General features: G+C 48.9%; 19 protein-coding genes. 10 read left to right on the top strand and 9 right to left on the bottom strand.

Annotation, left to right across the window (positions count from 1 at the left end; all coding sequences use genetic code 11):
• Positions 1-47: 47 nt before the first annotated feature.
• Genes Q365_RS0101850 through Q365_RS0101840 form a run of 3 tightly spaced genes read right to left on the bottom strand, consistent with a single transcriptional unit; the run spans position 48 to position 3,090 of the window.
• Entirely contained in the window at positions 48-1,283 is a 1,236-nt protein-coding gene (locus Q365_RS0101850) for an ABC transporter substrate-binding protein (protein WP_035024263.1), read from the bottom strand.
• A gap of 53 nt (positions 1,284-1,336) precedes the next feature.
• Positions 1,337-2,188: a carbohydrate ABC transporter permease gene (locus Q365_RS0101845; RefSeq protein WP_028021738.1), complete on the bottom strand. Its 852-nt coding sequence runs from the start codon at positions 2,186-2,188 to the stop codon at positions 1,337-1,339.
• Positions 2,188-3,090: a carbohydrate ABC transporter permease gene (locus Q365_RS0101840; protein WP_028021737.1), complete on the bottom strand. Its 903-nt coding sequence runs from the start codon at positions 3,088-3,090 to the stop codon at positions 2,188-2,190. The genes Q365_RS0101845 and Q365_RS0101840 overlap by 1 nt, the downstream gene beginning before the upstream one ends.
• A gap of 205 nt (positions 3,091-3,295) precedes the next feature.
• Here Q365_RS0101840 and Q365_RS0101835 point away from each other — a divergent pair, with 205 nt between their 5' ends.
• The 9 genes from Q365_RS0101835 to Q365_RS0101785 all read left to right on the top strand — a co-directional run bounded on the left by Q365_RS0101835 (position 3,296) and on the right by Q365_RS0101785 (position 18,265).
• A complete protein-coding gene (locus tag Q365_RS0101835; RefSeq protein ID WP_028021736.1) occupies positions 3,296-4,426 on the top strand; it encodes an ABC transporter ATP-binding protein in 1,131 nt (376 codons plus the stop codon).
• A 66-nt stretch (positions 4,427-4,492) separates the two neighbouring features.
• Positions 4,493-5,542: a substrate-binding domain-containing protein gene (locus Q365_RS0101830; protein ID WP_028021735.1), complete on the top strand. Its 1,050-nt coding sequence runs from the start codon at positions 4,493-4,495 to the stop codon at positions 5,540-5,542.
• Positions 5,543-5,547: 5 nt separating this feature from the next.
• Positions 5,548-7,707, top strand: coding sequence for an alpha-galactosidase (locus tag Q365_RS0101825; protein ID WP_035024262.1), 2,160 nt, complete (start codon positions 5,548-5,550; stop codon positions 7,705-7,707).
• 93 nt (positions 7,708-7,800) lie between these two features.
• Positions 7,801-10,896 (top strand): beta-galactosidase, encoded by a 3,096-nt coding sequence (locus tag Q365_RS0101815; RefSeq protein ID WP_028021733.1) that lies wholly within the window; start codon positions 7,801-7,803, stop codon positions 10,894-10,896.
• Positions 10,897-10,983: 87 nt separating this feature from the next.
• Positions 10,984-11,247, top strand: coding sequence for a glutaredoxin family protein (locus tag Q365_RS25285; RefSeq protein ID WP_051563708.1), 264 nt, complete (start codon positions 10,984-10,986; stop codon positions 11,245-11,247).
• 305 nt (positions 11,248-11,552) lie between these two features.
• Complete coding sequence (locus Q365_RS0101805; RefSeq protein ID WP_081796104.1) at positions 11,553-12,410, top strand: substrate-binding periplasmic protein; 858 nt, start codon at positions 11,553-11,555, stop codon at positions 12,408-12,410.
• On the top strand, positions 12,407-14,476 hold the full coding sequence (locus Q365_RS0101800; protein WP_035024260.1) for a GGDEF domain-containing phosphodiesterase: 2,070 nt from the start codon (positions 12,407-12,409) through the stop codon (positions 14,474-14,476). Before Q365_RS0101805 ends, Q365_RS0101800 begins: the two co-directional genes overlap by 4 nt.
• A gap of 955 nt (positions 14,477-15,431) precedes the next feature.
• Positions 15,432-16,886, top strand: coding sequence for a molybdate ABC transporter ATP-binding protein ModF (gene modF, locus Q365_RS0101790; protein ID WP_028021730.1), 1,455 nt, complete (start codon positions 15,432-15,434; stop codon positions 16,884-16,886).
• 86 nt (positions 16,887-16,972) lie between these two features.
• Positions 16,973-18,265, top strand: coding sequence for a DEAD/DEAH box helicase (locus tag Q365_RS0101785; protein WP_028021729.1), 1,293 nt, complete (start codon positions 16,973-16,975; stop codon positions 18,263-18,265).
• 342 nt (positions 18,266-18,607) lie between these two features.
• On the opposite strand, the gene Q365_RS0101780 is transcribed toward Q365_RS0101785, so the two are convergent.
• The 5 genes from Q365_RS0101780 to Q365_RS0101760 form a co-directional block, all read right to left on the bottom strand.
• A complete protein-coding gene (locus tag Q365_RS0101780; RefSeq protein WP_028021728.1) occupies positions 18,608-18,814 on the bottom strand; it encodes a hypothetical protein in 207 nt (68 codons plus the stop codon).
• Between the two features lie 138 nt (positions 18,815-18,952).
• On the bottom strand, positions 18,953-19,963 hold the full coding sequence (locus Q365_RS0101775) for a CobW family GTP-binding protein (RefSeq protein ID WP_028021727.1): 1,011 nt from the start codon (positions 19,961-19,963) through the stop codon (positions 18,953-18,955).
• A complete protein-coding gene (locus Q365_RS0101770) occupies positions 19,953-20,513 on the bottom strand; it encodes a DapH/DapD/GlmU-related protein (protein WP_028021726.1) in 561 nt (186 codons plus the stop codon). The genes Q365_RS0101775 and Q365_RS0101770 overlap by 11 nt, the downstream gene beginning before the upstream one ends.
• A 10-nt stretch (positions 20,514-20,523) precedes the next feature.
• Positions 20,524-21,348, bottom strand: a complete 825-nt coding sequence (locus tag Q365_RS0101765; RefSeq protein ID WP_028021725.1) for a metal ABC transporter permease — start codon at positions 21,346-21,348, stop codon at positions 20,524-20,526.
• Positions 21,349-22,068 carry a metal ABC transporter ATP-binding protein gene (locus Q365_RS0101760; RefSeq protein ID WP_028021724.1) on the bottom strand — a complete coding sequence of 240 codons (720 nt, stop codon included), beginning with the start codon at positions 22,066-22,068 and terminating at the stop codon, positions 21,349-21,351. It abuts the gene before it with no gap.
• Positions 22,069-22,236: 168 nt separating this feature from the next.
• On the opposite strand from Q365_RS0101760, the gene Q365_RS0101755 reads away from it, so the two are divergent.
• A complete protein-coding gene (locus Q365_RS0101755; RefSeq protein ID WP_028021723.1) occupies positions 22,237-23,271 on the top strand; it encodes a zinc ABC transporter substrate-binding protein in 1,035 nt (344 codons plus the stop codon).
• 226 nt (positions 23,272-23,497) lie between these two features.
• Here Q365_RS0101755 and Q365_RS0101750 read toward each other — a convergent pair whose 3' ends face one another.
• On the bottom strand, positions 23,498-24,610 hold the full coding sequence (locus Q365_RS0101750) for an NADH:flavin oxidoreductase (RefSeq protein ID WP_035024259.1): 1,113 nt from the start codon (positions 24,608-24,610) through the stop codon (positions 23,498-23,500).
• Positions 24,611-24,639 lie beyond the last annotated feature (29 nt).

The raw sequence follows: 24,639 nt of genomic DNA, 5'->3' as shown, positions 1-24,639 counted from the left end.
GAGGCCATCGAGGGGGCCTCCGCAAATGCTAGCAATGATTCTTATGCTTATTCTTTAAAGGTACGCTGACGCGTTTTCTCTAACTTAGTCAGAATTTTGTCGATGCGATCAGGGTGAACCATGTATTGCTGGAAGCCCTTCATGCCTTCTTTCGCCATAGAAGGGTCGGTATCACGGTCATAGAACTGCGCCGTACCCGCCGCTTCATTCAGCATCAAGACACCTGCATTCAGGTACTCATCATCTTTTGGTGTTGCTTTGTTGTTGGTCGGTATCTGCAACAACGCTTCATTGATCATGGTTTGAATGTCAGGTTGAGCAACAAACGCGAGGAACTTACGCGCATCTTCTTTGTTCTTCGCTTTCGACGGAATATGAATCGTATCCATAGGCGCATCTTCCGCGTTTGGAACCGCTGGGTCGATCACTGGGAACTGGAAGAAGCCCATGTTAGGACGCACTTCATCGGTAAAGTTCGCTGCCAAGAAGTTGCCCATCAAGTACATCGCCGCTTCGCCGTTGTACAAGAATGGCTGTGCTTCCTGCCAAGAGTAAGACGCATGGTTTTCAAGGTAGTAACCCGGTTTCACCAGTTCATCCCACTTCGCGAAAACCGCTTTCACACGGGGATCGGTGTAGGGCACTTTGCCGTCCATCAGGTCAATGTGGAAATCCAGACCGTTCACACGCATGTTCAAGTAATCAAACCAACCTGCAGCCGTCCACAGGTACTTCGTGCCGATGGTGAACGGCGTAACACCGTTGTCTTTCAACGTCTTCGATGCAGCGACAAACTCGTCCCACGTTTTAGGCACAGCGATGTCGTATTTGGCAAACAAGTCTTTGCGGTAGTACATGCCCCACTGGTAATAGGTGTATGGCACGCCATATTGCTTATCGTTACTGGTCATTGCTGGCATGGCGCTTGAGAAGTCTTCTGCCATGTTGTTTGCTGACCAAATATCGCTGACATCTTCGAACAAGCCGCGGTCAACGAAGGTTTTCATACGGTTACCTGCATACCAAAACACGACATCAGGTGGCGACGTTACCAACCAGTTACGGATCGTGGTTTTGTAGGCTTCATGGTCATACAGGTTGTACTTCACCGTGATGTCTGGGTTTGCTTCTTCGAATTTCGCAATCACCTCAGCCCATGCTTTTTTCGGCGCGGGATCAGAGGCATCAGAGTTGATCACCAACTCCCCTGCGTTGACTGAGCCACTTAGCAGAAGAAACAGACTGCACAGTACGCCAAAGCTTTTTTTTGCAAGCGTTCTCATTCTCTTCATCCTTTCTGTTGTTCGAAAATATCCGTCGTTCAGTAAAACCAGCATTACCCTTTTGTCGCACCAAGGGTTAAGCCAGCAATAAAGTGTCGTTGCATCGTAAAGAACAATGCCACCGGTGGCAGTGCGGCAATCACCGCTCCCGCTGACATGTATTGCCAAGACGCGAGCCACTGACCTTGCAATGCGTTCAGGCCTGCCGTAACAGGACGAACCTCATCGCTTTGAACCAGTACTAGCGCCCAGAAAAAGTCATTCCAAATAAAGGTAAAGACCAAAACCGACAATGCCGCCAGTGCGGGCCTCACTAAAGGAAGCACCACATACCAGAAAATTCGCCATTCGCTTACCCCTTCGACCCTCGCTGCTTCTATCAACGCGTCCGGTATTCCCACCATAAAGTTGCGCATGAACAAGGTACAAAAACCGGCTTGGAACGCGACATGGAAGAAAATCAGCGCCCAGTGCGTGTCGTACAACCCGAGATCAATGGTCAAATCACGCACGGGAATCATCAAAATTTGAAAAGGCACAAAGTTCCCGCCAATAAACATAGCGAAAAGTAGAACATTGCCTTTGAACTTGTATTTCGCCAGTGCAAAACCCGCCAACGTTGATAGCGCAACCGCGCCCGCAACCGCAGGGAGGCTGATCAGCAAGCTGTTCAACAAATAGCGCGCCATGGGTGTGGCAATGAAGACTTGGGTATAGTTTTCAACAAACTGTAGTTCATCAGGCCAGCCCCAATAGTTACCCGCATTGATATCGGCAATGGAGCGAATCGAGGTCATCAACACCGCGGCTAGCGGGATAAGCCAAAGGATGACGGCAATGTAGAGCGCGACACGATAGCCAACATTGATGAACCTGCCTTGATGTTCAATCGGTCTAGGAAACATTAGCGCTCTCCTTTCAGCATGCGCCACAAGAAGTAGGCGATATAGATATCCATAATGAGGAACAGCACCACGGCCACCGCTGCGCCGTAGCCCATGCGATAGTTGAATATCGACTCTTCATACATCATGTACGCCAGCACGGTTGAACTGCCCCACGGGCCGCCGGCTGTCATGGTTGCGACTAAATCAAAAGACCTCAAGGCGCCAATCACGGTCACTACCACTGCGATAAAAGTGGCAGGTTTGAGCTGTGGCACCACCACGTACCACATCATTTTCCAGCGACGAGCACCATCTAAACGGGCGGCTTCTAGCTGTTCTGGGTCGAGGTTGTTCAAGCCTGTGAGGTACAAAATCATGCAGTACGCGACTTGTGGCCAAAGACCAGCCGCAATGATTCCGTAAGTGACCAAATCTTCGTCAGCAAGAATGGATACAGGATCAAAGCCCATTCCCACCATGATTTGTGTCAGCAAACCAAATGAGGGGTCATAGAACCACGCAAACACTAAGCCAACGACCACCTGAGAAATGACAAAAGGGAAGAAAAACAGGGCTTTAATCAGGCGAATGCCCGCGACTTTTTGGTTGAGAAAGAGCGCGATGAGCAATCCAAAGGGCGGGGCTAACATGAAAAGCACCATCCAGAGGAAGTTATTGAACAGAGAGGTGTAAAACGTGTCGGAGTCGAATAGCTCAACGTAGTTATCAAATCCGACCCAGGTTTTTTCTCCTAGGCCATCCCATTCGAAAAAACTTAACCACACGCTTTGTAAAATGGGGTACATCACATAAAGCGAAAAAATCACGATAGCCGGAGCGAGGAAAAACCAAGGGGCTAAAGTCAGACTGCTTCTGCTTGGCGAGCTGCCCGACGTTGCTGTTGAAGAAAGCCTAGTCATATTACGTCCTGTCCTTAATTTACGATGTTCAACCCGTGAACATGTAACGAGATTGTTACCGAGAGGTTGGCTTTATTTAAAACTAGTTCACAAAATTATGAATGTAAACGTTTCCATAAAGCAAAAAACACACTATTTTTAAAAAAGGACGACCCGAGCATAAAAATGAGCGGTGTCGATAACAGCACGGCATAGGACATGCGTTATGGCAAATATCACGTTAAGAAACGTTATCAAACGCTTTGGCAAAGTTGAGACCATTCATGGCATCGATCTAGACATTACTGGCGGGGAGTTCGTGGTTTTCGTCGGGCCTTCAGGGTGTGGTAAGTCCACCTTGCTTCGCTTAGTGGCGGGATTAGAAACCATCAGTGATGGCGCTATCAGCATTGACGGCGTGGAAGTGAACAACGTCGACCCCGCCGACCGCGGTGTGGCAATGGTGTTCCAATCCTATGCACTGTATCCGCACATGTCAGTACGCGAGAACATGGGATTCGGCTTGAAAATGAACGGTGTTGACCCAGCAGAAGTGAAGCGTCACGTTGATCGCGCAGCAAAGACACTGCAACTCGAACCGCTACTAGACCGTAAACCCAAGGCATTGTCCGGCGGTCAGCGTCAACGTGTGGCAATCGGTCGCGCCATCGTGCGTGACCCGAAAGTATTCTTGTTTGATGAACCCCTATCAAACTTGGATGCGGAACTTCGCGTAGAAATGCGTCTGCAAATCGCCAAGCTGCACCAAGAACTGAAAAACACCATGATCTATGTCACCCACGACCAAGTGGAAGCCATGACATTGGCGGACAAAATCGTTGTGCTTCGCGCAGGGAATGTTGAGCAAGTCGGCTCTCCACTGGCGCTTTACCACAATCCAGACAACCTTTTCGTCGCCGGTTTTATTGGTTCGCCTAGAATGAATTTCATTCCCGGCCGTGTTTCGGCAGTGAACGGTTCAGAAGTGAATGTGGCCATGCCTGACGGACAAACCCTGACGGTCGCCATCGCGAAACCGGTCGATGAAGGTGCGGAAGTCACGGTGGGCATTCGCCCTGAGCACATTCAGATTGGCAAAGGCGATGGTTTTAATTTCGAGTTTCACAGTGAAGTGGTTGAGCGATTGGGCAACGGTACTTACTTGTTTGGTCAATACAGTGGCATTGATGGATTCAAAGTTCACATCCCAGGCGACAACGCAGTGAAAGCATTCCAAACCGTTCCGTTGCGCTGCTCACCAAGCGATATCCACTTGTTCGACAACAACGAACAAGCGCTGACCTATCGCGAACAAACCGACGAAGAAGTCTCGGTAACATCGCTTGAGCAAGACTAGCTTCGGATCTGACATGGACAGAGGGAATGCATTTGGTTAATGACCCATCAGTGAGGAGGAGTCGCAATGGCAACCATTAAAGATGTTGCAAAGCGGGCGGGGGTTTCCGTCGCAACCGTCTCACGGGTGATCAACCTTTCGCCACAAACACGTCCCGATACCGTTGAGTCCGTAAAAAACGCCATGAAAGATCTGGGTTATCGCCCCAATGCGGCGGCAAGAACCTTAGTGAACAGGAAAAGCCTTACTATTGGCGTTGTCGTCGCAGATGTGTCGGATCCCTTTTTCGGCACATTGGTGAAAGAAGTAGATAACCTCGCCCACCAGCGCGGTCATCAACTGCTTATAGGCAATGGCTATCACAACGCTGAGCGCGAAAAGCAAGCCATCGAATCCTTGATTCAAAATCAAGTCGGCGCATTGATCGTCCACAGTAAAGCGCTGGATGATGAAACGTTGAAAAACTACGCAAGTGAACTGCCCGCCATGGTGTTTATCAATCGACGAATCGAAGGATTAGAAGCGCGATGCGTCTACCTCGATAACTACCACGGCGCCTACTTGGCGACTGAACATTTAATTGCTCAAGGTCACCAGCGAATCGCCCATATTGGCTCTGATCATGACATTGAAGATACCCAACAACGCCGCCAAGGTTACCTCGACGCACTGACTGCTCACAAACTTGGTGCGCCGGATGCAAACAGCGAAAGCGAGCAAGACAAAAGCTGGATTGCATTCGCCCCACCCGATGAAGAAGGTGGAGAGGCGGCGATAAAAGCCCTTCTTCAGCGCGAAGAAAAAATCAGTGCCGTATTTTGCTATAACGACGGCATGGCCGCAGGGGTGATTACTGCCTTGACCGATGATGGCTATCGAGTCCCACACGATATTTCCGTCGTTGGATTTGATGACAGTCTCATCGCCCGTTATATGCACCCTAAACTGACGACAGTGCGTTATCCCATCTCCGCCATGGCAACACATGCCGCAGAGCTTGCCATTGCGTTATCCATGCAAAGTGACACACAGAAAAAAAATGGTACCTATCAGCCAACATTGATCACACGTGAATCTGTCATGCCAGAGACAGTTCAGCGCTCGTTTAAGGGATAATAATAATGAGTAAGCCTTATTCCCATGCCTCCACACACGCACCATCTTCGTCATCCGAAGCCCGTTTTTTACATCTGCAGTCAGCGAATAACAGCCTCATCGTGCAACTCGACCCTGTACCAGCCATTGTGTACTGGGGGAGCCAGTTCAGTCGTGATCATTCGTTGTCGCCTGAAATGTTTGACGCGCCCGTCGGACAAGCACGTCTCGATTCACACATCCCTCTCGCCTTATGCCCAGAGCAAGGGCGAGGCGATTTTGGCAGCCCTGGCATTGAAGGGCATCGAAACGGCAAAGATTGGGCGCCGGTTTTCGAACTGATCGCCGTGAACGACAGCTTATCGTCTGCCACACTCACGCTCGCCGACCCCCGTGCCGCGCTAGAGATTAATATCTATCTCGAACTCGATGACGCCACTGATGTACTCATGCTCAAACAGCAACTCATCAACATTGGCTGCAACGACTATACCGTGAACCGTTTTGCTCTCACCTTGCCGTTTGATGACACCTTCTCCGATATTATGACGTTCCATGGACGCTGGTCTCACGAGTTTCAAACTCAAAGAACGCCTCTCGAACACAGTGGCTTCATCCAAGAGAATCGACGTGGCCGCACCTCTCATGAATCATTCCCTGGCATCATTACCTTGCCGTCGAGCAGCAATGACCTGACGGGCAACGTGCTAGGTATGCATTTTGGTTGGAGCGGCAACCACCGTCTTCAAGCTCGCGTAAAAAGTGATGGGCGACGCTACTTGCAAGCCGAAGCACTGCTCGCGCCGGGAGAAATTGTCTTAGCGCCATGCGAAAGTTTTGAAACCCCGACCCTTTATGCCGTTTTCGCCTCACAGGGCCTCAACAGCATGATGCAGAAATTCCATCAATACGTACGTTCATCAGTGCTTCATTTTCCGCAATCTAAGGTGCGCCCCGTGCATTTCAATACATGGGAAGGCATGTATTTCGACCACCAGCCACAACGCATTATGGACATGGCGAGTGCTGTCGCTCGATTAGGTGTGGAGCGCTTTATTCTCGACGATGGCTGGTTCCTAAATCGAGATGGAGAAATGCGAGCGCTTGGCGACTGGCGCGTCGACAAACGCAAATATCCAGAAGGCCTCAAGCCTGTTGTTGAACATATCAATCAACTGGGGATGGAGTTTGGGTTATGGGTAGAACCCGAGATGGTTAGCAAAGATTCCGTCCTCTTTCGTGAACACCCAGATTGGATGCTGGGGTTAGACGAACTTGGTTACGCGCAACCCGCAGGGCGCTATCAGTTTGTCCTCGATCTGCAAAATCCTGACGCATACCACTACTTGCTGACATCATTGGACGCCCTGCTGACCGAGCACAATATTGCCTACCTGAAATGGGACATGAACCGTGAGTTGGTCCAAGCCGGTCACGCTCTAAACGCTGCTTATCACCGGCAAACGCTGGCATTGTACACACTCATTGATGATCTGACGCTGCGCCATCCTTACGTCGAAATTGAATCATGCGCATCAGGTGGCGGGCGTGTTGATTATGAAGTGCTTAAACGCACGCACCGTTTTTGGACATCCGATTGCAACGACGCGTTGGAACGCCAAGCCATCCAGCGTGGCATGCAGTATTTCTTCCCGCCCGAAGTCATGGGTTCCCACATTGGCCCTCGCCAAAGCCACACCACAAGACGCTGCCATGACATGTCGTTTCGAGGCATTACCGCATTGTTTGGTCACATGGGTGCAGAATTAGATCCGGTAGGCCTGGAAGACAATGAGCTGCGTGCTTTTGCTCGCTACATTGGCTTGCACAAACAGTATCGTCCGCTTCTGCATCATGGCAGTTGTTTCAACCTGCCATCGCCCGACACCAACACTCGCATTTATGGTGTGAAAGATGACACCGTCACGCTCCTTGTTGTCGCACAACTCGCAATGCCGAAATACGCTCAAGGTGGTCGACTTCGTTTACCTGTGCTTTGCCCTGACAAGCAGTATCGTGTCGAGATTTTAGACGCTCCGTCTGCATTTTCTAGCACGATGAAGCATAAACCTGCGTGGATGGTTAAACCATTGACCTTTCAAGGTGATCAGCTGATCCAAATTGGTCTAAGCTTGCCAATAATGGATCCGGAAAGTGCCATGTTGTTGTCGTTCACACTAGTGTGAAAATGAGTTCAAACCGCATTCAATTTAGACATAAACGCAGAAGCAATTTTAAACAACACGAACATCTGGTCACCCATAGAAGAGAAACGCTGCATGACTCGCTATAACGAATTGATCCTCCGTCGTCACTGGGAAAACCCATCCATTACGCACCTAAACCGTTTGCCAGCGCATTGCCCTATGGCATCCTATCCCAGCGTCGAAGCGGCGTTAGATGACCAACACCAACCCATTCCGGTATCGCGACATCGCACTTCTCTCAACGGCCAATGGAAGTTCGCCCTGTTTGATAGCCCAGAGTCCGTGCCTTCCTCGTCGGTTGACCAAGAATTTGATGATTCACAATGGCGAGATATGCCCGTCCCATCAAACTGGCAGCTTCACAACACTGACGACATTCCCATTTACACCAATGTTCAATACCCATTCGAAGCCACGCCACCGTTTGTTCCCGCACACAACCCGACAGGGGTTTATCGCACCACCTTCTCCCTGTCTGAATCATGGAAAAAATCGCAAACTATTGTGTGTTTTGAAGGTGTCAGCGCCGCATTCTATTTATGGTGTAACGGGCACTTTGTGGGCTATAGCCAAGACAGTCGATTACCGGCGGAGTTTGATTTAAGCCCTTTCGTTTCTTTAGGCGACAATCAGCTTACCGCTGTTGTGTTGCGTTGGAGCGATGGCAGCTACCTTGAAGACCAAGATATGTGGTGGCTCAGCGGCATTTTCCGCGACGTGACTCTCCGCAAAAAACCGTTCCATCAAATCCTCGACTTCGACGTTAACACCCGCCTCGACCCGACTCACCAGATAGGCATGCTATCGCTCACAACCACGCTACACGGCATTTATGGACAAGTGGCGATCCAACTGTTTGATGAAGGGGTCGATATTTCTGGCCCTGTGATTGCGCGTTGCGGCGAGCGCCCAATAGACGAGCGAGGAAGTTGGCCAAATCGCGTTGAGCATCAAATCACCATTTCGTGCCCAAGGCTGTGGAGCGATGAAGATCCGCACCTTTACCGACTCGTGATTACGTTGCTGGATGATGATGGCAACGCCGTGGACATTGAAGCCTGCAATGTGGGCTTCCGTCAGGTGGAGATCCTCGACGGCCTACTTACCATCAATGGGCAACCTGCGTTAATCCGAGGGGTAAACCGCCATGAGTTTGACCCTGAACGCGGTTATGTTCAACGCGTTGAAGACATCGAAAACGATCTCAAGCTTATAAAGCAATTCAACTTCAATGCGGTTCGCACGTCCCACTACCCTAATCACCCCGCTTTTTATCAGCTGTGTGATAAATACGGTTTGTATGTGGTCGATGAAGCCAATATTGAAACTCATGGCTTAGTACCCATGAGTCAGCTTTCAGATAGCACCGAGTGGCTGACCGCTTACATGGAGCGCGTGACCCGTATGGTCGAGCGTGACAAGAACCATCCAAGTGTGATCATCTGGTCGCTAGGCAATGAATCCGGTGTCGGTAATAACCATCACGCTATGTATCAATGGGTGAAACACCGTGACCCTAGCCGACCTGTGCAATACGAAGGCGGCGGTGCTAACACTGAAGCCACAGACATTGTCTGCCCTATGTATGCGCGCGTTGAAGAAGACCAAGACCAAGTGACTTTGCCCAAATGGGCACTGCAAAAATGGATCGGGTTACCTCATGAAAACCGTCCCCTCATTTTGTGTGAATACGCGCACGCGATGGGTAACAGTCTCGGCAGTTTTAACAAATATTGGGATGCGTTCCGACGCTACCCTCGCTTACAAGGCGGTTTCATTTGGGATTGGGTCGATCAAGGTATTTCTCGGAAAGATGATCAAGGAAGAAGCCAATGGTCTTATGGTGGCGATTTTGGTGACACACCGAACGATAGGCAGTTTTGTATCAACGGCTTAATGTTTCCTGATCGCACCCCTCACCCCTCAGCCTTTGAAGCGAAATACCAGCAGCAGCGCTTTCACTACATACTCAACAGCGCGACGCCATTGAGCGTGACCATTAAACATGAGTTTCTGTTTCATCCACCCGAAGCGCTCACTCTTAAGTGGACACTGCAAGAAAGTGGCAAACAGATCGCCCATGGCGAAGAACCTCTTCATCTGCGAGTGGCTCAATCAAGTCGACACACCTTCCTTGAAGCCTTGCCTGAAGCCAAGCCCGGCAAAGAGTACTTCCTCAACATCGAAGTGGTGCTTGCAACCAAAGAACCTTGGGCGCCTAAAGGGACAGTGATTGGTTGGGGACAACTGGCATTGCCCGTTAATTCCAGCATTGCTTTGCCTGATGTCGGCCCTGACCGCCTACCGGAGGTTCATGAAGAGGCCGATCATTGGACCATTCGCGGCGAACATTTTGAACTTGGGTTTGATAAACAAAGCGGGCATTTGGTGCAATGGCTGATTGACGGTGAAGAGCAATTGCTTGATGCACCGAAAGACAACTTCGTTCGCCCTCCCATTGATAACGACATAGGCGCTAGCGAAGCAGACCATCCCGATCCCGAGGCTTGGTTGAACAAATGGCAAGAGGCCGGACTATTTTCGCTTCGGCATGAAAATTTGTTCAACACGGTTGATGTGTTGAGTGATCAAATCCAAATCCGCTCTCATCACGGCTATTTTTCCGGCGACACCATGGTTATTGCCACTCTGTGGCGCTATGAAGTGAACGTATCCGGCGACATCTTACTTAGCGTTGATGTTAACGTCGCGCCTGGTATGCCCGCGCTGCCGCGAGTCGGGTTAGAGCTCGCACTGCCTCTAACAGACACAGTGGCATGGTTTGGTCGCGGTCCCTTTGAGAACTACCCAGACCGTAAATCAGCCGCGATGGTGAGCCGATACCTTGCACTCACTGATGACATGCACACGCCATACATTTTTCCATCAGAAAACGGATTGCGCTGTGATGTTCGCCAATTGGATATTGATAATCTTCGCATCCTTGGTTTGTTCCATTTCTCAGTAAGCCGTTACAGCCAAGAAAGCTTAGCCGCGGCGAAACACCAAGAAGAATTGGTAGAAGATGACCACTTGTACTTGCGATTAGACGGCCATCACATGGGGATCGGCGGGGATGATTCATGGAGCCCAAGCGTGCACTCCGAATACTTGCTCAATGCCATGCGTTACCGTTACTCGTTAACGCTGACAATGAAACACGAATAACTCAAATCGACGTGTGAATGGAAAAGTCTCGATGTCAGGTCTATTGAGAGGCAAAATGTATAAATCATATAAAAATAAGGAAGTAACATGCCAAATCTAAGCGCTCATAGCCTCTATCACAGAAACTTCTGTCCGTACTGCATTAAAGTACGCGCCGCGTTGAAGCTAATGAATCTTGATGTTGAATTGGTAGACGTTAGTGCAGACAGCGAAGCCTACAACGCACTTGTCTCACAAGGCGGTCGCAGCATGGTTCCGTGCCTTCGCATTGCTAATGACGATGGTTCAGTAGAATGGATGTATGAATCAGACGATATCATCGATTATTTCAAAGAGAATTTCTCCAAATAGATCCCACTCAAGCTTTGGTTGATCAACAGCCAAAGCCACTGATTTAATTCCAAAACTCAAAGATCTGAACTCTAATAAAACCAACACGCCGCGACCATCGCGGCGTGTGTGTTCTCGACGCCCTCTTCCATAATCCGCACCATTACTTTCTCTCCATATCTTTTATCGCGACGTGAATTAAGTGTGTATAAATAGCACTATTGAGACACTCAAGCGCATATAAATTCCTTAACATTGGTTGAAATAAAAGCATCGAGCGTTGTGGTTTTCTGCCTACATTTCTCGGTTTTTAGCGGCTATTGAGGATGACTACATTGTTTTTTAAGCGTTTTATCACCATCTTGTTTGGGTTACTTGTTACGTCTTTCTCGCAAGCCGCCACTCCTCTTCGCGTTGTTTCTGAAATCCTTCCCCCATTTCAAGTGATCAGTCCGAACGGAGGTTTCCAAGGTAGAGCGGTTGATATGGTCAAAGCCATACTAGAAGAAGCCAATATGAGTGACGCCACCATTGACGTCATGCCATGGGCTCGCGCATACAAAAAGGCACAGAAAGAAAAAAACGTGGCGATTTTTTCACTCGCTCATTCGGAAAAACGCGCCACGAAATTTCTTTGGATCGGTGCTCTGTATTCGCTAGAGCGCTCGTCACTCATTGGTTTGAAAAGCCGCTCCGAACTTAATGTTCCTTCATTAGAAGATGCCAAGCAGTTTCGTGTTTGCTCTGAATTGGATACTTATTCCTACCAATACCTTCAAAGCCTCGGTTTTGAAGCGAACAAAAATCTATTCTCTGTCAGAAGTGTGCTTTCGGCCTATCGTACCGCCAGCGGCGGCATTGCCCGACCCGCCGCTAACCTCACCCTGCTCAACGCCCAGAAATGCGATTATGTCACTGGTCTTTGGTCCATCTATGCCTATAGCGAAAATGCCAATAGTGGATTGACCCCCTACTTCTATCTAGGAGACAGAGACAAGCCATTGGTCCTGAATCTGGCACTCAGTCTGGATTCAGACCCTGCCATGCACAACGCATTGACCACGGCCTACCGCTCGCTTGTGGATAGTGGGGCACTTTACCGAGTTTGCGTCGGTAACGACCCCGAGAAAATCTACCCGCGCTCTTGTCAGGTGCTATTACCCGCAAAGGAGAAAGAACGATGATACAAAACTTCTCCGGCCCAAAAGCCCCATTACTTAAACGATTTGTTGCGTCAGTCATGTTGGTGAGTTTGGTTGGCGGGATTTTACTCAGCGTCATTATTGCGTCTATCCAGCTCAATCGACTGAATGATCAAAAAGAAGATTCAGCGCGTTTGCGCCTTGAGAGCATTGTTGATAGTGCTGCGTATGCTGCGTTCAATCTCGATTCAGCTCAAGGTCATTCATTATTAAAAGGATTTGATAGCGACACCCTGTTCAAACATATTGTCTTGCTCGACAACTATCAGGACGTTATCGCCGAACTCACCCAGCCAACGTCTAATTCTGACGAAAACACATGGACAGAGTGGCTTATTCCTACCATTTCAAATGCCACCATCACCTATCCGCTCGTGTTCCCTGTCCACAGGAACAATCAGTTCATTGATGAAAATGTTGGCTATCTCATCGGGTCAATCAACTATCAAACATCGCAACGCGAATTTCTAGAATTGGTCGGTACCATTGCTCTTTCAACGCTTGGCGAGGTCTTGCTGGTCGCAATTATCCTTTCGATTTTCTTTCACAGACAAATAGGTCGCCCACTTTCCAATATTATCGAGTCTATCGATAATAGTGCGCAGTTAAGCCGGCACAAAAACGCCACAATACGCAAAGTCAAAGGCCACCACGGTGATGAGTTTGGTCGTTTGGTTGATGCATATAACAACTCCGTCATGCAAGCTTTCAACTACATGAGGGATCTAGAGAAAACCAAAGCAGAACTGAAATCGCTGTCGGAGAGAGATCCACTTACTAATGTTACAAACCGACGCGCACTGCTCTCAGAACTCAATACGCGTTGCAGTCAAGATGCAGTTTTCCACGTGGTGTCGCTCGATATCGATAATTTCGGTTCCTATAACGATGCATATGGCCACCAAACGGGTGATGCACTGCTAGTCACTCTCGCCAACGCTCTCAAAAAAATCGTCCCTAAAGATGTGCCCATCAGCCGTACTGGAGGGGATGAGTTCGTATTCATCCTACCCGGCGATTTAGATAAGGAAGAGATCACTAACATCATCACTCCCATCCTCACGGTGTCACTCAGTGATGCCTTACCGGGAGGCACCCAGAGTATTTCGTGTTCTATCGGTGTAGCGGCTTACCCAAAAAATGGTCAGAGCCCCCAGCAGCTTCTTCATGCAACCGACGTCGCGCTCTATGTTGCTAAAGATGGGGGGCGCAAGTGCATTCGCTTTTATGACAAACAAGCAGATCTCGCCAAAATACGACAAGAAGAAGTACGCAACGCACTGCAACAGACGATCGAGAAGAAGAACTTTACGCTGCTTTACCAACCGAAAGTGAGCATGGGAACAGGTCGTGTCACCGGATGTGAAGCCCTTTTACGGCTTCACCCAGATATCAGTGGCGTACACTCGCATGTGGAAATTATCGAAGAAGCTGAACGGACAGGTCTTATCGTGGCATTAGGACGAGAAGTCATGCGCCGCGCGTTTTCAGACATGAGCAAGGTTCTGGACGAACTGCCAGAAGACTTTCGATTCAGCGTCAACGTATCACCAAGGCAGTTTGTATCAGAAGGGTTTATCGCTGACCTCGTGACCACGTCAGACAAGTATCGCGTGCCGCTCAAAAACCTTGATATTGAAATCACCGAATCCTCACAGATGTTCGATACCGCATCGAGCAACGAAGTGCGTCAATGGCTGAAACATGCGGGTGTAACCGTCACGCTTGATGACTTTGGGACAGGATTTGCGTCACTCGAATACCTAATGACTTACGGTTTTGACCAAATAAAAATAGACAAACACTTCACGCAATCTCTGCCTCTAGATGAAGATGCCAAGGCCATTTTCAACGTCGTACAATACCTTGCTGACAAACTTCACATGTCTGTCGTAGCGGAAGGTGTTGAAACACCTGAGCAAGTTGCCTACTTACGTAATCAAGGTTTTGATTGCGCGCAGGGCTACTACTACTCCACACCGCTGTCCCTAGCTGCATTTTTGCCATTTGTTATTCAGCAGCAACCCATCGAGCAAAAATGTGTTTAACACGGTTGAATCACGCCCATTTACATTGTTTAAATATTAACCATTAAAAATCATTAGCTTAATTGGATTATCCTTCCGCATCCCTTGGCAACAAGTTGCCCGCCATGCCTTTGACTATTAAATATACTGACAGTCTTGTTTCAATATATAAACACTATCGCCATGATGAGATAAAAATCCCTTTTAAAAATTCGCGAATTGAATAAAGATTAACCCATAGCGAAAACGCTGGCGAAGAAGTTGTCGTAACAGGTCACTGTATAAGTCGTACTGGTTATCTGTATTTTGTAGTAACAGGTCATCAGGTTTGTTGTTGCAGTTATCTGTATTTCTTCTCCGCTGGCAACCCTTTAGCATCATGCGAAGTCGGTTCTTTGCGAGAGCACGACATTAAGTATCAGTCACTTAGCGCTTGATGCCAAAAAACACGAAACACCAGAGCAAGTCATTGATTGCTCCAAGATTCACTGCCAACATTTTTACCTTTCATGACATTTTGGTAAATACACAGGGATGTTCTTTGCAATAAGCAAAACTTTAGATGCGACTTTGCATTATGGACAGGTAAGGGTTATTTCTATGCGGACTCTATCTTACCTGTCCTTTTTATTTCTCGCCCTCTCACTCCCACTTCATTAATATCACAAATCTCTCCTAACTTTAATTTCACCGCCCAACAGTTAAATATAAAATCAACCATATATTTCATTCTTTCCACTCACGCTAACTACATAAATTTTCGCCATTTCAATCACCCAATCTCTACGCGTTAACATTTCTCAATCGCAGGCACGACATCAGCGACAATGTCTTTTATATTGTGTGGAGCCTTGCCCAAAAGGACGACAGAGCACAGCACAGCACAGCACAGCACAGCACAGCACAGCACAGCACAGCACAGCACAGCACAGCACAGCACATCGTATACCCAAGCAAACAAGGACGTACAACCAACATGGAAATTCGTTTCAATCAGGTGACGGCAAACGGCGCAACGTCGACACTAAACATCGATAACTGGGCTATTGAACATCACCAGTCTTGGGCTGTATTCAGTTCAGAAGGGGATATCGGCTCATTGCTTGGCGGCATGCTCTGTCATGAACTCGCCTATGAGGGAACCATAGCAGCAAGCCATGGCAACATTGCTCAAGTATCTTTGGTTGAACAGCAGCGTCTGTTAGACGAGGAAATCGCCAAAGACGACACTGACTTTCTCGACCGCATCGACATGGGCACTCGCGTTTTCGATTTGATTCATGAGAACAGCCAAGATGAGTCACTCACTCGCACCTTGATTGAAGACCTTGACCTGACTCACCTAGCTGACAGCGGTTTTCGTGTGCTGTCGACTGGAGAAACCCGCCGCGTGATGCTAGCCAGAGCACTCGCGACTCAACCTGATTTGGTCGTGCTTGATAATCCTTTCAGCGGCCTTGATCTTGCCCATCGCACGTCACTTGCAAGCTACCTAGCCACACTGTCACAAACCGTGCAAATGATCGTGACGTTTGCCCGCGAAGAAGACATGCCTGAGTGGGTGGACCACATTGCCTTGTTCAATCACGGAAAGCTTGATGGGCTAATGGACAGAAACGCGTGGAACGCACACCCAGTTATTGCCCAACTCAAAGCGCAGTCGGAAGAACAAAGCGACCACATGATGGCGTTAATTCGCCGCCACCAGCATTCGACCCCGTTTGAGAATCCGATTTTTGAATTGAAAAACGGGCATGTCGAATACACCGCCAAAACCATTTTCACCGATGTAAATTGGCGCATCGACAAAGGTCAGCACTGGCATGTAAAAGGCCCGAATGGTTGTGGGAAAAGCACCCTACTCGGCATGATCTTTGGCGACCACCCGCAGTGCTACAGCAACGACATTCACATATTCGGCAAGCAACGTGGTTCGGGCGAAACTATCTGGGAAATTAAAAAGCACATCGGCATGGTGTCGTCAGCATTGCATCTGCAATACCGTGTCAATTGCAGCGCCTTAGAGGTGATCCTTTCTGGTTTTTACGATTCCATTGGCTTGTATAACCAACCGACCATCAAAGAGCGTGAACTCGCCAAAGAGTGGTTGGCTATCTTACACATGAGCCAATACATCAAAACGCCGTTTCGTAAATTGGAGTACGGTCAACAGCGTCTACTGCTGATCGCTCGCGCCATCGTGAAACAACCCACCTTGCTGATTTTGGACGAGCCATATCAAGGCTTGGATTACCTCGGGCGTCGGCTGATGAAAAACACCCTAGAACTCATCGCCAAAGAAAACCTTAGCCAATTGCTCTACGTTTCACACTATCAAGATGACGAACTCGCGAGCATCAAAAATACGCTAACGTTCGAGTTTGATGAGGAAACTGAATGCTATCGAGCCTTGCTTGAAGTCTCTCACTAACCCTAAGTGATCAATATCACTAACTGAAGAGGCCCGAAATACACTAAAATGTCCGGCTAACATTATAGCTTCGAGCATTTATCTGAATGACTACTGCAAAGACGCCAGCCAACTTTACTGAACTTGGCCTCATTTCCCCTCTGTTAGCACGTTTAACAGAGTTGGAATATCAACAGCCAACACCGATCCAAGCGCAAGCGATCCCAAGCGTATTGGCAGGACGCGACCTGATTGCAGGCGCGAACACTGGTTCAGGGAAGACAGCCACTTTTGCATTGCCAATGCTTCAACAAATTGTTGAACAGCAAAGCAATAAGCCTAAAAGCGGCAAAGGCAACTTTGTTACTGGGCTGGTCTTAGTACCAACCCGTGAGCTGGCAAAACAAGTAGCAGACAGCATCAAATCTTACGCAGTGCATTTTAACGGCGCGGTGAAAACTGTTGCTGTGTTTGGTGGCGTTTCAGCCAACACCCAAATGCTTGCGCTTCGCGGCGGTACAGACATTCTTGTTGCCACCCCAGGTCGTTTGCTGGATTTGATTTCAAGCAATGCCATCAAACTTGATCGCGTGAAAACGCTGGTTTTGGATGAAGCTGACCGCATGTTGAGCCTCGGCTTTACCGAAGAGCTTTCATCACTGTTAGACATGTTGCCGAAGCAAAAGCAGACCTTATTGTTTTCTGCCACCTTCCCAGAACAAGTTCAAACGCTTACTCAGACCTTGCTTAACGACCCTATCGAGCTTCAACTGCAAAGTGCAGATGCGAGCACCTTGGTTCAGCGCGTTTTCACCGTTAACCAAGGCGAGAAAACCGCCGTACTCGCACATATGATCCACGAGCACGATTGGCGACAAGCACTGATTTTCGTTAACGCTAAAAAAGCTTGTGAGCACCTTGCAGACAAATTGGCGAAACGTGGCATCACCGCTGAAGTATTCCATGGCGACAAAGCACAAGCTTCGCGTACTCGTGTGCTTGAAGGCTTTAAAGCCGGCGACATTGATGTATTGATTGCCACTGACATTGCTGCCCGTGGTTTAGACATTGAAAAGCTGCCGGTTGTGATCAACTTTGATTTACCACGAAGCCCTGCCGATTACATGCACCGCATTGGCCGAAGCGGCCGTGCTGGCGAAGTGGGTTTGGCGCTTTCGCTGATCGATCATGAAGATTATCACCACTTCAAAATCATCGAGAAGAAAAACAAAATCCGATTAGAGCGTGAGCAAGTTGAAGGGTTTGAAGTTGATGAAGCTGCGGTTGAAGCCCTACTAGCGGAAGAAAAGCCAATGGCAAAGCCAGAAGGCACGGGTAAGAAAAAGCGCAAAAACAAAGGCACTTCTGCTGCTATGGATGCGTGGCTAAAAGGGCTGTAAGCCCAACGCTAAACGCGTAATCAGATGACTGACTGTATATACCCAAGCAACCTGAAGATGCTCGATTTCAGAGGCCATCAGAGTGTTCAATTCGAGGCAAATTCTTGTAGGAATAGTCATTCTATTTCACAGGAATTTAACGATGAAGTGGACGCTCTGAGGGCCTCCCTTCGGGCGAGTTGACTGACGCCATGCTCGGTGTTGTCCCTTTTTGATGGAGCTCACTACATCGGCAAAGGGACGCCTTGATCATAACGTCAGTGAAGCTCGCTGAATCCTGCATCTTCAGGTTACTTGGGTTTAGCAGGGAGGTGGCATTGCCATCTCCCTGTTTTTGTTACGTTAGCGCTTAAACCGCGATTTCAGCTCAGCCTCTTTCGTTAACCACCATTGGTGTATCCTCGGCGCATTCATAGCAAGCATACCGATACCGCACATCACAAACAGATACACCCACACCATCCAACGTAGGTATTCGGGAGCATCGGGAGTGACAATAAGAGCGATAACGCCGACAGCAACCAATAGACTTAGAACGCGAAAAAACATGGCAAAACGTCCCGTTTGTTGGCTGAAAAAACCAGCATACCGCAACGTGAAAATTTCCAAAGCTTATGTTGTCTTAAAGCCTCAACAAAGGGGCATAAAGGGCTGATACGTCAGCCCGTTTAGGTTTAGTCAACGTTATTAGCCAAGCACACAGGCCAACAAGTTCGGTTCCAATTCAGCTTGTTGGCGATCGGAAATCACTTCAATGCGGCTTTCCATCGCATCATCCAACTCCATTTCATTCAGCGCGTCGAGGGTAAGGTTATAGCCAAACACGCCCGTGTCTGTAATAAACACCGCTTTCATTCTCACCGCACGAATGGTCGACAAAAACGTTGAGAGCTTTTGGTAGTCGAAGACTTTGCTCGCGGAAAAGCGCCAACCAATGCTCGAATAGCCTTCATCTTGGTTTTCTGCTTTAAGAAAACCGGATTCAGGAAGTGGCAGCTCAGAGGCCAATGGCTTGTCTTGTTTATGGTGATGATGGTGGTGACCATGTGGGTTCAGCAGGTGATTCGCACTTGGGCCAGACAGGAGAGAAAATGGAATGTCGCCGTTTTGGGTTAACGTAATTTCCGTCTGCGGCGCAGCGTGTTCTTTGATGTAGTTAGCCAGTTTCGCCGTGTCGCCTTCACGGTATAAGTCGACTTTATTCCCGACGATTAAGTCGGCCATCGCAATCTGCTGATTAAACGTGGCGTGGTTGGTGTAGCGTTCGTCGGAAAGGGTTCTTGCATCCACCAAGGTCAGCGTTTTTTGCAATGCGATCACCTCTTGGTAATACTTGGATGTCAGTACCTCTAGCACTTCTTTAGGGTGGCCTAACCCTGTGGGTTCGATCAACAGACGATCTGGCCTGGCTTCAGAAAGCAGTTGTGAAAGCGCAATTTGCATAGGAAGCCCCGCCGCACAGCACATGCAGCCACCGGGCACCTCGCGGATAAACACACCTTGTTGTTTGGTGTGTGTGCCTTCAAACAAACTGCCATCGACGCCAATTTCGCCAAACTCATTCACCAACACCGCCCAACGTTCATTAGACGGTTTGTTTTTCAGTAAATGTAGAATCGCCGATGTTTTACCCACCCCCAAGAAACCGGTAATGATGTTTGTGGGAACGGCGAGCATTGGGGCGGCATTAGAATTCATTCGCTAACCTTTTGTAACCTTCAACCAAGGCATTGTTTGCTTCAACTACGGATTCAGAAAAGCTGGAATATTCAGGCGGGACTTTTTCGATCGAATCCAAGTCGAATGCAGGGCCTATGTTCGTCATCGGAGGAACGTGGTATGCCGCAGGTAAATCGACGCCATCGACCACGCAGTTATGGCGGATCACGCAGCCTTCGCCAATGGTGGTGCGAAACACCACGGTATTGAACCCAAGGAACACGTTGTCGCCAATTGTACAGGGGCCATGAACAATCGAACGGTGCGCGATGGAGGTTTGCTTTCCGATGGAAACCACAGCGCCGCTTTTAGAGTGAATCACCACGCCATCTTGAATGTTGGAGTCTCGTTGAATGGTGATTGGCTGCATCTCACCGGTTTCATCGACCTCATCAGCGCGGATCACCGCATAGGGCCCAACAAACACATTGTCTTCAATGATGACGTGACCACAGATGATGGCTGTAGGATCAATAAATGCCTTTTCAGACACGCTCGGGTAGTGGCCTGATGGATTTTTTCTCAGCAAGTGATTCTCCCTAATTTTCTTTTAATGAAGCGAACCTTTCGCGACCTTGCACAAATAACCTTGCGGCGATATTGGTGACCATAAACAGACCGGTGCAAACACACACAATGGTTGCGCCTGTGGGTGTGTCAAACACGTAGGAACTGCGAAGACCTATGATGCTGGCACATACCGCGATAAGCGCTGCCATCACCGCCATGATTTCAGGCGTTCGGCTTAATGGACGTGCCGTTGCGGCGGGCACAATCAGCATGGCGGCAATGAGAAGCACACCGACGACTTTAATGGCAACGGCGACGACAATCGCGAGAGAGAGGGTAAGGATGAATTGCTCGCGCTTGGGATTAAAGCCGCTCGCAAGTGCAAGGTCGGGGTTTAATGTAGAGAGAAGTAGCCCAGACCAACGGTACGCGATGAGCGACAATACCAGTGCTGCGCCGCCCCAAATCAGCCAAAGATCCGTGGGGCCGACGGCGAGAATATCCCCGAAGAGATAAGACATCAGGTCAATCCTAACGCCAGAAAGAAAAGAAACGGCGACAAGTCCTATCGCCAAAGAAGAGTGTGCCATCACACCAAGTAAAGTATCCATGGCAAAGCCGCGCCCGCTTAGGCTTGAAACCGTCATTGCCATTAATAAAGAAACGACCAACACGCCCGCAAAAATGGGGGTAGAGAGCGTGAGCGAAAGCGCCACGCCCAGCACCGCAGCGTGCGCCGTTGCATCACCGAAATACGCCATGCGTCGCCACACCACGAAGCACCCTAACGGAGCTGCAGCCAATGCCACGCCGACACTGGCGAGCATTGCGCGAATTAAAAAATCATCAAACATTTAAAACGTTCCCGTAGCAGGTTGGCGGCGGGATTCCCGCAAATTCAATGCCGTGTCGTCATGCGAATCCAGGCCAAACAAAGCGCGGTATTCGTGTGAATCACTGATGACGTCAGGCTCGCCTTGGCAACAGATGTGGCCATTGAGGCAAATTACCCAATCGGTTTGTTTCATCACCACGTGCAACTCATGGCTGATCATCACAATGGCGCAGCCGCGTGTTTCTCTGACCTTGGCGATTTGTCGGTAAAAGTCGGCGGTTCCACGATGGTCTAACCCTTGTGTTGCTTCATCAAGCAACAACAAATTCGGTTCGCCAAGCAGTGCGCGCGCTAGCAGTACCCGCTGAAACTGCCCACCGGATAAATCCATCACTTGTTGTTTATCCAACCCCGCGACGCCCGCATCTGCAAGTGCCTGCGCCACGACATCACGCGAATGGGTACGGGGTAAATTCATAAAACGAGAAACGGTGATTGGCAGGGTTTCATCAATGTATAAACGCTGAGGGACGTACCCAATCCGCAAATCAGAGGCTTTGTTTATGTCGCCAGCGCTTGGGGAAAGTGCGCCGATAAAGGCTTTGAAGAGTGTGCTCTTACCCGCGCCGTTGGGGCCGACAAGAGTGATGATTTCACCTGCATGCACTGAAAGATTAATGTCGCGGAGAATGTTTCGTTGCCCAAGACGAATGGACACGTTGTGGCACTCAATCAGCATTGAGGCATTTCCTTATGACTACCCAAAAACAAAACAGCGCTAGATCCGAGGGGTTACGCTTGATGTAATTGTTATGTTATAACATAACAATTAAGTTTGCTACTCACGTTAGTTTGCTATTCACGAAGCTTTTGAGCTTTTACAGGACTCATTGAAAGGGAGAAATTCATGCGTCACTCTTTATTTGCTTATGCCGCGTTTGGCTTAGGCATGTCTTTTCACGTTCAAGCAGCCCCAAATGTTGCCGTGGACATTGCGCCGCTTCATTCACTGGTTAGTCAGGTCATGGAAGGGGTTGGCGAACCTGATTTATTGATTCCCGCGGAATCTTCGCCTCACGAGTACACACTGCGTCCTTCGCAAGCCAAAGCCCTGTCAGATGCGGAGGTGGTTTTCTGGATGGGCGAAGGGCTAACCCCTTGGTTAGAAAAAGCATTAGATAACGTCGCGGGTTCCGCTGAGAAAATTGAAATGCTCGCGCTGGAACAAACCCACACGCTTGAATACCGTGAAGGCGCGACGTTCGAAGCCCATAGTGACCATGGTGACGAACACCATGACGATGAACATCAGGACAAACACGAAGATGAACATCATGATGATAACGAAAAGCATCATGACGAGCACAAAGAACACGATGAGCACGCGGAACACAAAGACGCGGGCGACCATCATGGGCACGATCATCACGGAAGTGACCCTCATGCATGGCTTGACCCTGAAAACGCCAAAGCATGGGTGGTTGTGATTCAAGAGAAGTTGTCAGCCGCCGATTCTGACAATGCATCAACCTACAAACGCAATGCCGCTGAAGCGACTGCATCTCTTAATGCTCTGATTGAAGGCACGCGCACTAAAATTGGGGGTCTTGGCGAGGTGAAATTCATCGTTTTCCACGATGCTTACCAATACTTTGAAAAGCGTTTTGATATTTCAGCCGCGGGGGCCATTGCATTGGGCGATGCAGAAGATCCAAGCCCAGCGCGCATCAAAGAAATCAGAGATACGGTTAAAAATCTCAGCGTTAATTGTGTGTTTACCGAACCGCAATATAACCCAGGTTTGGTGAAGAATGTGTTTGAGGGCACCAGCATTACAACCATCGGTGTGATGGACCCATTGGGCGCAAGCATTCCTGTTGGCAGCACGCAATATCAAACCTTGATTAACGCCATGGTGAACAGCTTGAGTCAGTGTAAATAGAGCGCTAAGACATCATCGCGCTTGGGCTCTTCAACAGACTCAATAACGCTTTATGAAACAGATTAGCTAACACTAAGCTGACGAAAACAAGACTGGCTGGAGCAAGAGTCACCTCTTATTCCAGCCAGACTTTTTCGTGGTGAATCAGCTGGGTTCTCTATCTAGGCGCTAAGTTGCGCTCGCTCAGACATGATCCGAATTAGAGCAACGAAGACAACTCACACGACTACATACGCGCAAGCTGGACCTTTCTGTCTTTGTTCACGACGCAGAAGTTACCGCGCTTAGTGCGACACTTCGAACATCTTTCACACTCTACAGGGCTTCTGTCGCCCTCTTTCCAGCGCTTCACAAGGTGCGGCTCAGAGAGCAAAGGGCGTGAAAGAGCGAAGTATTCAATACCCGTGTTGTTCGCGATGGCTTCAATGGCATCAAAGTCGGTGAGGCCACCCACAGTGATCACAGGGATGTTCACATCTTGGCTGATTGCGTGGCCGTATTCATGAAAGTAGCCTTCTGCTTGAATCGTAAAGCCATCGTGTAACTCGCCAATCATAGTGTCGGCTTTACCATGAATGTTGCCAGACACCACGATGCCATCAACCCCCACTTCTTCGAGCTTTTTACACACTAAGCGGGTTTCATCGAAGGTTGCGCCGCCTTCAAAAAACTCAGAGGCGGTGAGCTTAACCAAGATAGGGAAATCGTCGCCGACTAGCTGGCGCGTTGCCGCGTATATCTCTAACAAGAATCGCATGCGATTCTCTAAGCTACCGCCGTATTCATCTTCACGTTGGTTGTAATAAGGGCTTAAGAACTGGTTGATCAAGTACGTGTGGGCAGCGTGAATTTCTACACCATCAAAACCCGATTGCTGTGCTCTTAGTGATGCTTTGGCAAACGCATCAACAATGTAATCAATTTCATCTGTGGTCATGGCTTTTCCAAGTGTTTGCGTCCCTTTTTCAGGCACTTCACTTGGTGCATAGATCACTCGTTTGCCAAGGTCATGCGTGGTTTTCGTGCCGCCATAAGCCAATTGCATCACGATTTTAGAATCGTTGTTATGAACCAGTTCAGTGAGCTTTTTGTATTCCTCGATAAACGAGTCGTTATACATGCCCATCATGCCCGCGTTAGGCTTTTCTTCTTCAACGATGTTAGCGTAACCCGTCACGATCAGGCCGATCTCACCTTGAGCGAGCTCTTCATAGATGGCGTAAAGTTTATCTGTCATATGGCCATCTTCTGTCGCCATATTTTCCCACGTCGCACTTCTCATGAAGCGGTTTTTAAGTGTCATGATACCGATGCGGGTTTCTGCAAACAAAGAACTCAAGTCTAATCCTCATTAAAATCGTTTTACGC

The organism is Enterovibrio calviensis DSM 14347 (assembly GCF_000621165.1).
GTDB lineage: Bacteria > Pseudomonadota > Gammaproteobacteria > Enterobacterales > Vibrionaceae > Enterovibrio > Enterovibrio calviensis.
Note: the sequence above shows the minus strand (reverse complement) of the source record. Positions and strands in the feature narration are given on the sequence as shown.